Raw genomic sequence first — 14,316 nt, forward strand, 5'->3', positions numbered from 1 at the left:
CTCCCCGTTTTAGGAGTACGTCATGCGTCTCGTCGCCTACCTGCACATCCTGGTGCTCGACCGGCTCGCCGAGCTGCGTCGCGCCGGTGACCGGGGCGACAGCCCGGTCCCCACCGCCGTGATCATCTTCGGCCTGGTGGCCGCCGCGATCGCGGTCACCGCCCTGGTCAGCACCAAGGCCCAGGAGTGGATGAGCAAGATCCCGGGCCCGGGTGGGAGCTGACAACTCAGATGTGGTGCCCGACCCCGACAGCGGCCCACCGGGTGGCGACGGCCATCCGGTGGCCCCGGCCCGCCCGCCGTCCGGCGACGACCGGGGTCCTGCGGTCCCGGCTGCTGGCCGACGGCGCGGACCGGGGGGCCAACCCGGTCGAGCTGGCGGTGGTCATGCCGTTGGTCCTGCTGCTGTTGTTCGCCTCGATCCAGGCCGCCGCCTGGTTCGTCGCGCGGGCCACCGCGTTGAACGCCGCGCAGAGCGCGGTCACCGCCCAACGGGTCCACCAGGCCCCCGCCGGAGCCGGCGAGGCCCGCGCCGCCGCCTTCCTCACCGCCGCCGGGGACTGGCTGGTCGGCTGGGACCAGCCGGGACCGGACTGCGCCGTCACCGCCACCGAGGTCACCTGCACGGTCACCGGCCGCTCCCTGTCAGTGGTCCCCGGGGTCAGCTTCCCGGTCCGGCAGACCGCGCACGGCACCGTCGAGCGCTGGACCACCGCCGGAGGCACCCCGTGACCCGGCCGGACGCTGTGAGCCGGGCCGGCAATGCGAGCCGGGCCAGCACGGCGGACCAGCCGGGCGCGGCGGGGCGGGGCCGGGTCGAGCGCGGGTCGGTCTCCGTCGAGGTGGCGATCCTGACGCCCGCCTTCCTCGCGTTGCTCGTGCTGGCCGGGGTGGCGGGACGGACCGCGATCGCCGCCGAGGCGATCGAATCCGCCGCCCACGACGCGGCCCGCGCCGCGTCGATCTCGCGGGACCCGGCGACCGCGCGGGCGGCGGCGACCGACGCGGCCCGGACCCAGCTGGACTGGCAGCGGCTCAACTGCGCCGGAGCGCCCGCGCTCACCTTCACCGGCTCGGTCGGTGGCCAGACGGTCAGCTTCGACACCGCCTTCGACACCACCGCCGGCCAGCCCAGCGCCGTCTCGGTCCGGGTCACCTGCACCGTCTCCTTCGCCGACATCCGCCTGCCGGCGGTGCCCGGCATGCCGACCGAGCGGACCGTCACGGCCGTCTTCACCTCGCCGCTGGACCGCTACCGGAGCCGACCGTGACCGGCCGGTCCCCCGGTACGCCGGGCGGCCGGGCACGCCCGGCCGGGCCGGGGCGTCGGCGGGGCGACGACGGCCGGGTGAGCCTCTTCCTGGCGGTCGCCATGACCGGCGTACTCGTGATCATCGGGCTGGCCTTCGACGGCGCCGGCCAGCTCCGGTCGACGCAGCGGGCCGGGAACCTCGCCGCCGAGGCGGCGCGGGCCGGCGGCCAGTCCATCGACCGGGCGCGCGCCATCGCCGGGGGCAGCAAGGAGATCGACGAGGGCGACGCCCGGGTGGCCGTCAGCAGCTACCTCGCCGCCGCCGGGGTCACCAGCCACACGGTCACCTTCCCGGTCATCGACGGGGAGAAGCACATCCGGGTCCGGGTCAGCGTCGCCTACGACCGGTTACTGCTCGGCCTCTTCGGCTTCGGGGACAGCGTCACCGTCTCCGGCGAGGCCACCGCCCGCACCCTCACCGAGGGTCCGTAGGAAGGAAGGCAGCCATGGCCGCACCGCGTGGCACCGCCGTACGGCGGACGGGACAGGTCCTCACCGGGCTCGGCGCGCTCGTCGTGCTCTGCGCGGTACTGGCCGGCGGGCCGGTGGCGCTCATCGCCCTGGCCGGGAACCCGCTCCCCGACCACGTACCCACCCTGGCCGAGATCGGCACCACCCTGACCAGCCGCGACGACGGTCAACTCTTCCTGCGGGCGCTGGCCGTGGTGGGCTGGTTCGGCTGGGCGACGTTCGCCTTCTCGGTCGTGGTGGAGCTGTTCGCGCAGATCTTCCGCCGCCGGGCTCCCCGGCTGCCGGGGATGCGCCACCAGCAGCGGGCCGCCGCCGCGCTGGTCGGGTCGATCGCGCTGATCATCGCGGCGAGCCCGGCGGCGACCGCCGCCACCACCCTGGCCGGCCCGTACCCGACGGCCGCCGCCCCCGTCACCCACCAGGTCACCATCGCCCAGCCGGCCACGCTGGCGCAGCAGCCGACCGCCGCGCAGCAGGCCGGCCTGACCCGGCAGGCCGAGACCGAGCCGGCCGTCAACCCGGTGTACCGGGTGGCGAAGGGCGACTACCTCGGCACGGTCGCCGAGCGGTACCTGGACGACTTCGGCGACTACCGCGAGGTGGCGAAGCTGAACCGGCTGAAGAACCCGGACCGCATCCGCCCCGGCCAGTTGCTGAAGCTGCCCACCGAGGCCGACGACGCGGGAGCCCGCGCGCACGCCAACGGGCGGCTGGTGGCCCGGCCGGCCAGCCCGGCCCCGCCCGGCCACGACACCCCGGCCACGTCGCCCGTCCCGGATGCGGGCAACCCGGGCGGGCCGGGCGTCGCCCCGCCGCCCCCGCCGGCCGACATGCCGGTACCGGAGCCGCCGACGTCGCAGAAGTCGTCCGGTACGCCCCCGGTGATGGCGGTCGGCGCGTCCCGGGCCGGTGACGGCGACGGGGTGAACCGCCCGCTCGCGGTCTCCGCGGTGCTCACCGTGGCCAGCATCGTCGGCGCGCAGATCGGCGCCGTCCTGGGCCTGCGCCGCCGGCAGGCTGCTCCCCGGGCGGCGGCCCGGCCCGGCATCCTCCCCGGCGGTCGCCACCGCCGCGACTGATCCCGGCACCGTCCGCTGGTTCCCGGCTGGTACCCCCAGCCGGGAACCAGGAGTCCCGAGGCCCAGCCTGCCACAAACCCTTTTTGTCCTTTTGTGCCCTAATTATCGTCGCCTTCGGAACGAGCGCCGAGAGACCTTGGAGCCGAATGGCCCCCAGAGGGGCCGAAATCTTCCAAGGTCCGCTGCTGTCGAGCCTGGCAGCAGCGCTCTGGTCAAGACTCCTGGCAAAACGCGGCATTCGGGGGCCGAGGCTGCTCAGACGCTTACGGATGTTCTGCACAGCGCCGTACGCTCTGCCGGACGTGACGTTGGACATCGAATCCATCGCCAGCCCCCAGTTCTCGTTTGCCTGCCACAGGCGCCCCTGCGCGTACTGCACGTCGGCGAGATTCGCCAAGGTGAGGGTGTGGATTCTTCGGTAGGCGTCCGCGTTCCGGGTCGAGACAGACCTCTTGAACTGCGCTTCTGCCCCCGGCAGATCTCCCAGGTCGCGGAGGGCCTGTCCGGCCTGACTGGCCAAGGACGTCTCCGCAGCGAGTCAGGGCAGGCGGGTCTGGAGGATGCCGTCGACCACCCGCGTCGGCAGGACCTGCTGGTCGTTGCCGGACGGGCCGTGCACCACCTCGCCGCCGTTGAGCCGGAACGCGCTGCCGTGCCAGGGGCAGACCACGCAGGCGTGCCCGTCGATCTGCTGCACCTCGCCCTCGCCGAGCGGGCCGCTCTGGTGCGGGCAGCGCTCCAGCATCACGGTGACCTCGTCGCCGTGCCGGTAGAGGATCACCGAGACGTCGTCGATCGACCGGGTGATCAGCTTCCGCTGCGGCAGCGCCGCCAGGTCCGCCAGTGGGTGCCAGCCGTCGCCGATCCGGTGCAGTTCGGAGATGCTCTGGTTGACCTGGGCACCCTGCTTGTACGCCAGGTGGCCACCGAGGTACGCCCCGGCGCTGGCGGCGCTCAGGCCGAGGTAGCTCAGCGCCCGGCCGAGGTTGTGCCGGCCGTTCAGCCGGGCGACCAGCGACCCGCCGTACAGCGCCAGCCCGACCAGGTTGGCGGTGGCGTGGACCAGGCCGACCCGGCGCTGGTCCGGGGCGAGGGCGGCCCAGTCGTTCAAGCCGGACACGGCCGCCGGTACGGCCCCGACGGTGCCGAGGGCGACCAGCGCGGTGGCGGACCGGCGCTGCCCCGGCAACAGGTCGACGGCTGCGGCGCTGAGCCAGGCGCCCACCGGCACCTGGACCAGCGCCGGATGCAGGGGATGACCCAGCCAAACGCCGTGCAGGAAGTCCCGGACCCGCTGCGGGCGCAGGGTGGCCTGGACGGCGTGCTGCACCCGGTCGCCCACCCGGTCCAGCCCTCTGGCCTGCTCGATTCTCGTCAACAGTGCTCGCACGAGGAACGACTTCCCGGCAGCGGCGGCGGCAAACCGGTCACCGGCCACCAAAATGGCCGGGCCGCCGTTCCGGACCACCTGCCGCGCCCACCGGGGACCGGAAAGTCCACCGGTGACCGGCCGGTCGGTCACCAGGTGTGCTTGCCGCCGCCGACCTGGACGACCGGCCCGGAGACGTACCGGGCGGCTCGGAGCAGAGGAAGGTCACCGCAGGGCGCGCAGGGCCTCCTCGATGGCCCGGTGGAACGTCGGGTACGCGTAGATCATGTGCCGGAGTTGGCTGATCGGCACCGCCGCGTGCACCGCCACCGCCAGCCCGGAGAGCACCTCGCCGCCGGCCGGGCCGACCGAGGTGGCCCCGACCAGCACCCCCCGGTCGGCGTCGGCGACCAGCTTGATCAGCCCGTCGCCCCGGTGGATCCAGCCCCGGGTCGACGATTCGAGCGGGCTGATCCCGACCTGCACGTTGAGGCCACGGTCGCGGGCCTGCCGCTCGGTGAGGCCGACCGCGCCGACCTCCGGGTCGGTGAAGGTGACCCGGGGCAGCGCCCGGTAGTCGGCCCGGGGCACACCGCCGGAGACTCCGGCCGGGCCGGCACCGCCGGAGACTCCGGCCGGGCCGGCACCGCCGGACGCCGCGCCGACGGCACCCACCGCACCCCCCACCGCGCTGGCGGTACCGCTGGCGTCCGGCCCCGCCTCGGCGTGCCGGACGTGGTCGAGCAGGTCGGCGACGACGATCGCCGCCTGGTACATGGCGACGTGCGTGAAGGCGCCCTCGCCGGTCAGGTCGCCGACCGCCCAGATCCCGGCGGCGGCGCGCAGCCGGTCGTCCACCGGCAGGTACCGCTGGTCGGCGGCCACGCCGACCGTGTCCAGGCCCAGCTCGTCCAGGTGCGCCCGACGGCCGGTCACCACCAGGAGCCGGTCACCGGTGAACTCCGCCCCGCCGGCGGCCCGGACGGTGAACCGTCCCCCGTCGTGGTCGACCCGCTCGGCGCGTACCCCGGTTTGGATCTCCACGCCGTCGGCGCGCAACGCGGCGGCGGCCACCTCGGAGGCCTCCGGTTCCTCGACGGCGAGGACCCGGTCCGACGCCTCCAGCACGGTGACCGTGACCCCGAACCGGGCGAAGACCTGCGCCAGTTCCAGCCCGATCGCACCCCCGCCCAGCACGAGCAGGCTGGCCGGCAGCTCCTCGACCTCGATGGCCTGGCGGTTCGTCCAGTACGGGGTGTCGGCGAGGCCGTCGAGCGGCGGGATCGACGGCCGGGTACCGGTGCCGAGGACGATCCCGTGCCGGGCCTGGAACACCTGCTCGCCGACGCGGACCCGACCGGGCCCGTCGAGCCGGCCGCTGCCCCGCACGAACCGCCCGCCCCGGCCCACGAAGCGGTCCACCGCGGCCCGGTCGTCCCAGGTGTCGGTCGCCTCCTCGCGGATCCGCCGCGCCACCGGCGCCCAGTCCGGCCGGACCTGCGCCGACCCGGCCAACCCGTCGACGCGGCGGGCCTCGGCGAGGGCGTTCGCCGCCCGGATCATCATTTTGCTGGGGATGCACCCCCAGTAGGGACACTCCCCGCCGACCAGGTCACGCTCGATCCCGACCACGCTCAGCCCGGCCTCGGCGAGCCTGCCGGCGACCTCCTCGCCGCCCACACCCAACCCGACCACGACCACGTCGACAAGCTCCGGCTCCGCCACCCCGACAGCATTGCCGATCGCCCGACGCCCGGCCACCGCTGGGCCGGATTCCTGGTACGACCGGGCAGCTTAAGACCGGGCAGCTCACCCCCACCGGCGACTGCGCGGTGTGCGCGGACCCGGGTGACCGGGACGCGAGCCGAGCGGCGGGAGGGGGCCGGGTCAGCGGAGCCAGGGCGGGGTGGGGCCGGCCGGCGGCAACGGCGGCGGGTAGTCGAGGGTACGGCGCAGCGGGTCGGGCAGTCGCCACGGCTGGTGCACGGCCGGCCCCTCGACCGCCGCCAGTTCCGGCACCCAGCGGCGCACGTACCGGCCGTCGGGGTCGTACCGCTCGGCCTGGCGGACCGGGTTGAAGCCCCGGTACGGCCGGGTGTCGTGGCCGGTGCCCGCGACCCACTGCCAGTTGCCGGCGTTGTTCGCCACGTCCCCGTCGAGCAGCCAGCGGCCGAAGACGGCCAGCCCGGCCCGCCAGTCCAGCCGGAGCTGCTTGGTCAGGTGGCCGGCGGTGATCAGCCGGGCGCGGTTGTGCATCCAGCCCTCGGCGCGCAGTTGCCGCATGCCGGCGTCCACGATCGGCACCCCGGTCCGCCCCTCGGTCCAGGCGGCCAGGGCCTCGGTGTCGTACCGCCAGTCCTCGGTGGCCCCGGCGCGGTAGGCGGTCCGGGCGAGCTGCGGGAAGGCGGCGGTGACCTGGTAGTAGAAGTCCCGCCAGCAGAGCTGCCGGACGAACGGGTGCGCCCGGTCGCCGGCCCGGTCGGTCACCTCCAGCGGCGAGAGACAGCCGAACCGCAGGTACGGGCTGAGCCGGGAGGTGCCGTCCCCGGCCAGGTCGTCGTGCAGGTCGGGGTACCGGTCGAGGGTGGGCAGCCAGCCGCGCAGCCGCTCCCGGCCGACGGTCTCGCCCCCGGCGACGGCGTCGGGCGACTCACCGGCGGGGCGGGCCGGCAGCCGGCCCACCGGTACCCCGGCGGGCAAATCGACCCGCTCCGGGGCGGCCAGCGCGGTCCGCCGGTCGGCGGCCTGCCAGGCCCGGAAGTACGGGCTGAACACCCGGTAGTGGTTCCCGCCGCCGGGACGCAGCGCGCCCGGCTCGACCACGGTCAGCCCGGGGAAGGAACGCAGGTGCAGCCGGTGCCGCTCGCACTCGGCGCGCAGCCGCCGCTCCCGCCGCCGGGCGTACCGGCTGACGTCGGCGGAGAGCGCCACCGCCTCGGCGCCCACCTGCCCGGCCAGCCGGATCGTCTCGGCCACCGGGTCGCCGTGCCGCAGCACCAGGTCGCCGCCGCGTTCGCGCAGGCTCTCCCGCAGGTCGGCGAGACTCTCGTGGAGGAAGCGGGTCCGGTTCGGCGACCGGTCGGCCAGCGCCGGGTCGAGCACGTACAGCGGGACCACCCGGTCGAACGCCGCGCAGGTGGTGGCGAGCGCCGGGTGGTCGTGCACCCGCAGGTCGCGGGTGAACAGCACGATCGCGGTACGCACCGAGGTCAGCCGAGCGCCGCCCGGTACGCCGCCGGGCCGTCGACGCCGTGGACCGGCGGCAGGTCACCGGCCGGTGGGGGGCCGGGGACCACCACCGGGGTACCGGTCGGGGTGAGCAGGGCCCGGGCGGCCACCGCCATCCGGCGACGCTGCGGCACGGTCGCCCGGCGCACGAAGACGTCGTACCCCTGGGCGGCGACCTCGTCGAGGATCCCGCCGTAGAGGGCGTACGCGGTCCGCATGCAGGACTGCGAGGCGGGGTCGAGCAGAGTGATGCCGGGGGCGGCGGCCACGTAGTGCGCCTGGGCCCGGGTCACCTCGTACCGGATCAGGTCCCGGATCGGTTCGGTGGTCCGGCCCCGGCGGCGGGCGGCGAGCAGGTCCGCCCGGGTGACCCCGAAGGCGGCGAGGTCCTCGTCGGGCAGGTACGTCCGGCCCCGGTCCAGGTCCTCGGCGACGTCCCGGATGAAGTTGGTGAGCTGGAAGGCGAAGCCGAGGTGGCGGGCGGGCTCCCGGGCCGCCACCGGGTCGGCGCTGCCGAGGATCGGCAGCATCATCGTGCCGATCACCGCGGCCGAGCCCTCCATGTAGTCGAGCAGGGCGTCGTAGGTGCGGTACGAGGTGACGGTCAGGTCCATCGCCATGCTCTTGAGAAACGACGCGAAGTCGTCCCGGTCGAGGTCGAAGACGGCGATGGTGTGCAGCACGGCGGGGAGCAGCGGGTCGTCGACCGGCTGGCCGTGCAGGCCGGCGAGGAAACGGCCGGCCCAGTCGTCGAGGCGGGCGGCCCGCTCGGTCGGGGGCAGGTCCTCGGTGCGGTCGACGATCTCGTCGGCATACCGGGTGAAACCGTACAAGGCGTGCACATGCCGCCGTTTCCAAGCGGGCAGCAGTCGGGTGGCGAGATAGTAGGTACGGCCGTGACGTCGGTGCAGCTCACGGCAACGGTCATAGGCAGCGGTGAGGTCAGCGTCCACCGGCCCTCCTCAGATTCGACGCACCAATCGACGCAACTCGTAACCCTAGGGTACGCTCGCCCGCATGGCCAACGACGCAGTTGCGGGTAACGCGCTCCGCCTGGCGCCGGCCGGGCCGGCCGAGGGCGACGATCCGGTCCGCGCGGTCCTGGCCGCGTACACCCGGGACCTGGTCACGGCGGTGGACGAGACCCTGGCCGACTTCCTCACCACCGAGGTCGACGCACTGACCCGGATCGACGCGGCCATGGGCGGGTTCGCCGCCACCGCGCGGGACTGCGTCCTCGCCGGGGGCAAGCGGGTCCGGCCGACCTTCGCGTACTGGGGCTGGCGCGGCGCGGCCGGCGGCGACGAGCCGCTGTCCCCCGTCCTGCCGGCGCTGGCCGCGCTGGAGCTGCTGCACACCTTCGCCCTGGTCCACGACGACGTGATGGACGCCTCGGCGACCCGGCGCGGGCGACCCACCGCCCACGTGGCGCTGGCCGCGCAGCACGCCGCCGCCGGGCACCGGGGCGACTCCGGCCGGTTCGGCGAGGCGGTCGCGGTGCTCGTCGGCGACCTCTGCATGGTCTGGGCCGACCGGCTCATGTCGTACGCCACCGTCGCCCCGGCCCGGCTCCTCGACGTGCGTCGCTGCTACGACCAGATGCGGGTGGAGACCGTCGCCGGGCAGTACCTCGACGTCCTCGGCGAGAGCGACGCGGGCAACTGGTCGCTGGACCGGGCGCTGCGGGTGGCCCGCTACAAGACCGCCAGCTACACCGTCCAGCGTCCGCTGCTGTTCGGGGCCCGGCTGGCCGGCGTCCCCGCCGACGATCCGCTGGTCACCGCGTACACCCGCTACGGCCTGGCGGTGGGCGAGGCGTTCCAGCTCCGGGACGACCTGCTCGGCGTCTACGGCGATCCGGCGGCCACCGGCAAGCCGGCCGGCGACGACCTGCGCACCGGCAAGCCCACCGCGCTGCTGATGCTGGCCCGGCAGCTCGCCACCCCGGCGCAGCGCCGCAGGCTGGAGCGGGCCGTCGGCCCGGGTGCCGGCGGCGTGGGCCCTGGCCCCGGTGCCGGTGCCGGTGCCGGTGCCGGTGCCGACGACCGGGAGATCGCCGGCCTGGCCGACCTGGTCGCCGCCACCGGGGCGGTCGACCGGATCGAGCAGATGATCACCGCCCGGGTGGCCGAGGCGCTGGCCGCGCTGGAGACCACGTCGATCGACCGGACCGCGCGGTTCGCGCTGATCGGCCTCGCCACGGCCGCCACCCGGCGGCAGGCATGATGAGCAGTCTTCCGAGGAGGTGGTCGGCGTGCGGACGGTGAGCGGACGGACGGACCGGGTGGTGGTCGTCGGCGCCGGGCTGGGCGGGCTGGCCGCCGCCCTGCACCTGGCCGGCAGCGGCCGGCAGGTGACCGTGCTGGAGCGGGAGCCCGTGCCGGGCGGCCGGGCCGGGCGGCTCGGCGTCGACGGGTACGAGTTCGACACCGGCCCGACCGTGCTCACCATGCCCGACCTGATCGCCGAGGCGCTCGGCGCGGTCGGCGAGGAGTTGGCCGACTGGCTCGACCTCACGCCCCTGGACCCGGCGTACCGGGCGTACTACCCGGACGGCTCCACGCTGGACGTGATCACCGACACCACCCGGATGGCCGCCGAGATCTCGACGGTCTGCGGCCCCCGGGAGGCCGACGGGTACCTGCGCTTCGTCGACTACGCCCGGGAGCTGTGGCGGCTGGAACGGGCCGACTTCATCGAGCGCAACCTCGACGCCCCGACCGACCTGCTCACCGGCAACCTGCTGAAACTGCTCGCCAACGGGGCCTTCCGGCGGCTCCAGACCAAGATCGAGCAGTTCTTCCGCGACCCGCGTACCCAACGGATCTTCTCCTTCCAGGCGATGTACGCCGGCCTCGCCCCGCACGACGCGCTGGCCATCTACGCGGTCATCGCGTACCTGGACTCGGTGGCCGGGGTGTACTTCCCGCGCGGCGGCATCCACGCGGTCTCCAAGGCGATGGCCGGCGCCGCCGAGAAGCACGGCGTGCAGGTGCGCTACGGCACCACGGTGACCCGGGTGCAGACCACGCACGGCCGGGCGACCGGCGTGGTCACCGCCGACGGCGAACTGGTCCCGGCCGACGTGGTGGTGCTCAACCCGGACCTGCCGGTGGCCTACCGCGACCTGCTGCCGCCGTCGCGGCCCCGCCGGCTCGACCACTCCCCCTCCTGCGTGGTGCTGCACGTCGGCTCCCGGCAGGAGTACCGCCGGATCGCCCACCACAACATCCACTTCGGTCGCGCCTGGAAGGGCACCTTCGACCAGGTGATCCGACGCGGCGAGCTGATGACCGACCCGTCGCTGCTGGTCACCAACCCGAGCCGGACCGACCCCTCGGTCGCCCCCGCCGGCCGGCACACCTACTACGTGCTGGCCCCGGTGCCGAACCTGGACCGGGCCCCCTTCGAGTGGCGCGGCGACCTCACCCGCCGCTACTCCGACCAGCTCATCGGCACCCTGGAGGAACGCGGGTACGTCGGCTTCGGCGACGGCGTCGAGGTGCTGCGAGCGGTCACCCCGGCCGAGTGGGCCGAGCAGGGGATGGCCGCCGGCACCCCGTTCGCCGCAGCGCACAGCCTTTTCCAGACCGGGCCGTTCCGCCCGTCGAACCTGCACCGCACACTGTCCAACGTGGTTTTCGTAGGCTCGGGTACCCAACCGGGGGTCGGCGTACCGATGGTGCTCATCTCCGGCAAGCTCGCCGCCGCCCGCGTCACAGGAGGTACCGCATGACGTCCCGCGAGGGACACCCGGTCGAGCCGCTGTCCCGGGAGGGACACCCGGTGGAGCCGCCGTCCCGGGAGGGGCACCCGGTGGAGCCGCTGTCGCGGGAGGGACACCGGGGGGAGCCATCGTCCCGGGAGGGACACCTCGTCGAGTTGGTCGACCACACCGGGCGGGCGCTCGGCAAGACCACCGTGTCGGCCGCCCACCAGCCGCCCGGCCAGTTGCACCGGGCGTTCTCGGTGCTGCTGACCGACGCGGCCGGCCGGGTGCTGCTGCAACGGCGGGCCGAGGTGAAGACCCGGTTCCCGCTGCGCTGGGCGAACTCCTGCTGCGGCCACCCCGAGCCGGGTGAGGCGCCGGCGACGGCCGCCAACCGCCGGCTCGGCGAGGAACTGGGCGTCGGTCCGGTCGACCTGACCGAGGTCGGGGTGTACGTCTACTACGCCGAGGACCCGGTCACCGGCCGGGTCGAGTACGAGTACGACCACGTCCTGCGCGGGGAACTGCCGGCCGACGCACCGGTACGCCCCGACCCGGCCGAGGTGGCCGAGCTGCGCTGGGCGAACCCGGCCGCCGTGGCGGCCGACCTGGCGGCCGATCCGCAGCCGTACGCGCCCTGGCTGGGCGGCGTGCTCGACCGGCTGCTCCGGCCGACGGCCCAGCACGGTCCGGCGGCCGACCACGCTCCGGCGCGGTCGGCTGGCGAGACGGACGACGGTGTGGAGCCGTCGGGTGGTCGATGAGGCGCTGAGCGCGGGGGCGGTCGCCCGCCGACTGGGGGTGGCCGTCACCACGCTGCGGACCTGGCACCAGCGGTACGGCCTCGGGCCGAGCCAGCACACCCCCGGACACCACCGGCGCTACACCCCCGCCGACCTGGCCCGCCTGGAGATCATGCGGCGGCTCACCGCCGAGGGGATCAGCCCGGCCGAGGCGGCCCGCTGGGCCCGCCAGGCCCCCGACCTGGCCCCGACCCCCGAGCCGGGTCCACCCCGGCTGGCCACCGGCACCCGGGTCGACGGCCCCGGCCCCCACCCCGACCCTGGCACCGGCGTCGGGACCGGTGGCACCAGAACCGACGGCACCGGGCGGGACGGTGGCGGGGCTACCATCCCGGTCGGCCGGGCCGGTCCGGCCGCGCGCGGCCTGGCCCGCGCCGCCATGCGCCTCGACGCGGTGTCGATCGCCACCGTCATCGCCCGGTCGCTGGCCGCCGACGGGGTGATCGCCACCTGGGACCGGCTGCTCCGGCCGGTGCTCGTCGGGATCGGCGAACGGCACGCGGCCACCTCCCGGCTGATCGAGGTGGAGCACCTCTTCTCCCGGTGCGTGTCGGAGGCGTTCGCCGCGGTGACCCGGTCCGGCACGACCACCGGACCGGCCCGGATCCTGCTCTCCTGCGCCGACGAGGAGCAGCACAGCCTGCCGCTGGAGGCGCTGGCCGCCGCGCTCACCGAGGCCGGCACCGCGTACCGGATGCTCGGTGCCCGGGTGCCCCCGGCGGCGCTGGTCGAAGCCGTGGACCGGACCGGACCGGCGGGGGTGGTGATCTGGTCGCACACCCGGGCCACCGCCGACCCGCACCAGCTCACCACCCTGCTCGCCGTCCCCCGCCGGCCGCTGCTGGTGCTCGCCGCCGGGCCGGGCTGGCGGGCCGACACGCTGCCGGCCGGGGTGGTCCGCCCCGTCGACCTGGCCGAGGCGGTCTCGCTCGCCGTCGCCGTCCGTGACGCCCTGGAACAGTCGGCGTCACCGGCCCTGCCGCGATCCGGGGGCCTCCACTAGCGTCGGGGAGTCCGTGTACCCCCTCACCCGGAGCGAGAATGCCCCTTCGCGCCCCCCTCGCGCTCGTCCTCGGTCTGCTGCTGCTGGTCACCGGCTGTGGTCGGGCCGGCAGCCGACCCGGGTCCGGCACCGCCGCGCCCGCCTGGTCCACCGCCCCGTCGCCCACCCCGACACCGGTCGCCACGCCGAGCCCGAAGCGCACCGGCCCGCCCCCGCCGGTGCGACCCCGCCCCACCGGGCTCCCCGCCGGGCTGCGCAAGACCACCGGGGTACGCGGGGTGGCGCTGACCTTCGACGACGGGCCCGACCCGGTCTACACCCCCCAGGTGCTCGACCAGCTCCGGGCGGCCCGGGTGAAGGCGACCTTCTGCGTGATCGGCAGCCGGGCCCGCCGGTACCCGGACCTGGTCGCCCGGATCGCCCGGGAGGGACACCAGCTCTGCAACCACAGCTGGGACCACGACATCGAGCTGGGCCGGCGGTCCACGGCCGCGATCCGGGCCGACCTGAAGCGGACCAGCGCGGCGATCCGGGACGCCGTGCCGGACGCCAGGATCCCGTTTTACCGCCAGCCGGGCGGCCGGTGGACCGCCGAGGTGGTGGCGGTCGCCAAGGAGCTGGGGATGCGCTCGCTGCACTGGACCGTCGACCCGCAGGACTGGGCGAAGCCCACCGGCCCCACCATCACCAAGCGGGTGACCACCGCCGCCCGCCCCGGCGCGGTGGTGCTGCTGCACGACGGGGGCGGTGACCGCCGCGCCACGATGAGTGCCTGCCGGCACGTGATCAAGGACCTCAAGCGCCGGTACGGCATCGTCAAACTGCGCTGACCTGCGGTTTCACGGGCCGGGACCCCCTGCGCCATACCGGTTTGGTCGACCGGCCGGCCATCACGTATGCTTTGCAGGCCTCCGGCGGGGCCGGATGGGAGCAAGTCCGCTAGAAGTTGCGAGTGTGCAATGATGGCGGGGCCGCCCTCATCGTCTAGCGGCCCAGGACGCCGCCCTTTCAAGGCGGTAGCACGGGTTCGAATCCCGTTGGGGGCACGGTCCGGCTTCGGCCGGAGGCAACACGCAAGGTCCTGTGGAGCAGTTGGAGTGCTCGCCGCCCTGTCAAGGCGGAGGTCGCGGGTTCAAGTCCCGTCAGGACCGCAAACGCTGACGCCGCGTGCACACCGCGCGGCGTTCTGCGTATCGGCCCATGTGCCCCTCGGGCGGCGACCCCGTCCACCGGGTACGATGAGCCGAGACCCGGCCAGGTAGCTCAGTTGGTACGAGCGTCCGACTGAAAATCGGAAGGTCGGCGGTTCGACCCCGCCCCTGGCCACATAGCCTTTCGCCGG

Annotated in this window: 14 protein-coding genes and 3 tRNA genes; 13 read left to right on the forward strand and 4 right to left on the reverse strand. The window is 75.0% G+C overall.

What is annotated here, in order from left to right; all coding sequences use genetic code 11:
• The first annotated feature begins 22 nt into the window (after positions 1 to 22).
• From AWW66_RS06125 to AWW66_RS06145, 5 genes are all read left to right on the forward strand, one after another.
• A complete protein-coding gene (locus tag AWW66_RS06125; RefSeq protein ID WP_067360974.1) occupies positions 23 to 223 on the forward strand; it encodes a hypothetical protein in 201 nt (66 codons plus the stop codon).
• 41 nt (positions 224 to 264) lie between these two features.
• Positions 265 to 732, forward strand: coding sequence for a TadE/TadG family type IV pilus assembly protein (locus AWW66_RS06130; RefSeq protein WP_396890475.1), 468 nt, complete (start codon positions 265 to 267; stop codon positions 730 to 732).
• 14 nt (positions 733 to 746) lie between these two features.
• Complete coding sequence (locus AWW66_RS06135; RefSeq protein WP_396890485.1) at positions 747 to 1,271, forward strand: TadE/TadG family type IV pilus assembly protein; 525 nt, start codon at positions 747 to 749, stop codon at positions 1,269 to 1,271.
• 77 nt (positions 1,272 to 1,348) lie between these two features.
• Positions 1,349 to 1,744 (forward strand): pilus assembly protein TadG-related protein, encoded by a 396-nt coding sequence (locus AWW66_RS06140; RefSeq protein WP_067361018.1) that lies wholly within the window; start codon positions 1,349 to 1,351, stop codon positions 1,742 to 1,744.
• Between the two features lie 14 nt (positions 1,745 to 1,758).
• A complete protein-coding gene (locus tag AWW66_RS06145; protein WP_067360976.1) occupies positions 1,759 to 2,862 on the forward strand; it encodes a LysM peptidoglycan-binding domain-containing protein in 1,104 nt (367 codons plus the stop codon).
• A gap of 538 nt (positions 2,863 to 3,400) precedes the next feature.
• Here AWW66_RS06145 and AWW66_RS06150 read toward each other — a convergent pair.
• The 4 genes from AWW66_RS06150 to AWW66_RS06165 all read right to left on the reverse strand — a co-directional run bounded on the left by AWW66_RS06150 (position 3,401) and on the right by AWW66_RS06165 (position 8,412).
• On the reverse strand, positions 3,401 to 4,252 hold the full coding sequence (locus AWW66_RS06150) for a Rieske (2Fe-2S) protein (RefSeq protein WP_067361021.1): 852 nt from the start codon (positions 4,250 to 4,252) through the stop codon (positions 3,401 to 3,403).
• Positions 4,253 to 4,456: 204 nt separating this feature from the next.
• A complete protein-coding gene (locus AWW66_RS06155; protein ID WP_067360977.1) occupies positions 4,457 to 5,956 on the reverse strand; it encodes a dihydrolipoyl dehydrogenase family protein in 1,500 nt (499 codons plus the stop codon).
• Between the two features lie 162 nt (positions 5,957 to 6,118).
• Positions 6,119 to 7,435 carry a cryptochrome/photolyase family protein gene (locus AWW66_RS06160; RefSeq protein WP_083978257.1) on the reverse strand — a complete coding sequence of 439 codons (1,317 nt, stop codon included), beginning with the start codon at positions 7,433 to 7,435 and terminating at the stop codon, positions 6,119 to 6,121.
• 5 nt (positions 7,436 to 7,440) lie between these two features.
• Positions 7,441 to 8,412 carry a phytoene/squalene synthase family protein gene (locus AWW66_RS06165; protein ID WP_083978258.1) on the reverse strand — a complete coding sequence of 324 codons (972 nt, stop codon included), beginning with the start codon at positions 8,410 to 8,412 and terminating at the stop codon, positions 7,441 to 7,443.
• Between the two features lie 64 nt (positions 8,413 to 8,476).
• Between AWW66_RS06165 and AWW66_RS06170 the strand changes: the two genes are divergently transcribed.
• From AWW66_RS06170 to AWW66_RS06205, 8 genes are all read left to right on the forward strand, one after another.
• On the forward strand, positions 8,477 to 9,685 hold the full coding sequence (locus AWW66_RS06170) for a polyprenyl synthetase family protein (protein ID WP_067360982.1): 1,209 nt from the start codon (positions 8,477 to 8,479) through the stop codon (positions 9,683 to 9,685).
• Positions 9,686 to 9,713: 28 nt separating this feature from the next.
• Positions 9,714 to 11,195 (forward strand): phytoene desaturase family protein, encoded by a 1,482-nt coding sequence (crtI, locus tag AWW66_RS06175; RefSeq protein ID WP_067361024.1) that lies wholly within the window; start codon positions 9,714 to 9,716, stop codon positions 11,193 to 11,195.
• Positions 11,192 to 11,932, forward strand: a complete 741-nt coding sequence (gene idi, locus AWW66_RS06180; protein ID WP_083978259.1) for an isopentenyl-diphosphate Delta-isomerase — start codon at positions 11,192 to 11,194, stop codon at positions 11,930 to 11,932. Before crtI ends, idi begins: the two co-directional genes overlap by 4 nt.
• Positions 11,922 to 12,974, forward strand: coding sequence for a MerR family transcriptional regulator (locus AWW66_RS06185; protein ID WP_067360985.1), 1,053 nt, complete (start codon positions 11,922 to 11,924; stop codon positions 12,972 to 12,974). The genes idi and AWW66_RS06185 overlap by 11 nt, the downstream gene beginning before the upstream one ends.
• 38 nt (positions 12,975 to 13,012) lie before the next feature.
• On the forward strand, positions 13,013 to 13,804 hold the full coding sequence (locus tag AWW66_RS06190; RefSeq protein WP_067360988.1) for a polysaccharide deacetylase family protein: 792 nt from the start codon (positions 13,013 to 13,015) through the stop codon (positions 13,802 to 13,804).
• A gap of 143 nt (positions 13,805 to 13,947) precedes the next feature.
• Positions 13,948 to 14,020 (forward strand) — tRNA-Glu (locus AWW66_RS06195).
• A 31-nt stretch (positions 14,021 to 14,051) separates the two neighbouring features.
• Positions 14,052 to 14,125 (forward strand) — tRNA-Asp (locus AWW66_RS06200).
• 101 nt (positions 14,126 to 14,226) lie between these two features.
• A tRNA-Phe gene (locus AWW66_RS06205) sits at positions 14,227 to 14,300 on the forward strand.
• Positions 14,301 to 14,316: the final 16 nt, after the last annotated feature.

This window comes from Micromonospora rosaria, from assembly GCF_001567585.1.
GTDB lineage: Bacteria > Actinomycetota > Actinomycetes > Mycobacteriales > Micromonosporaceae > Micromonospora > Micromonospora rosaria.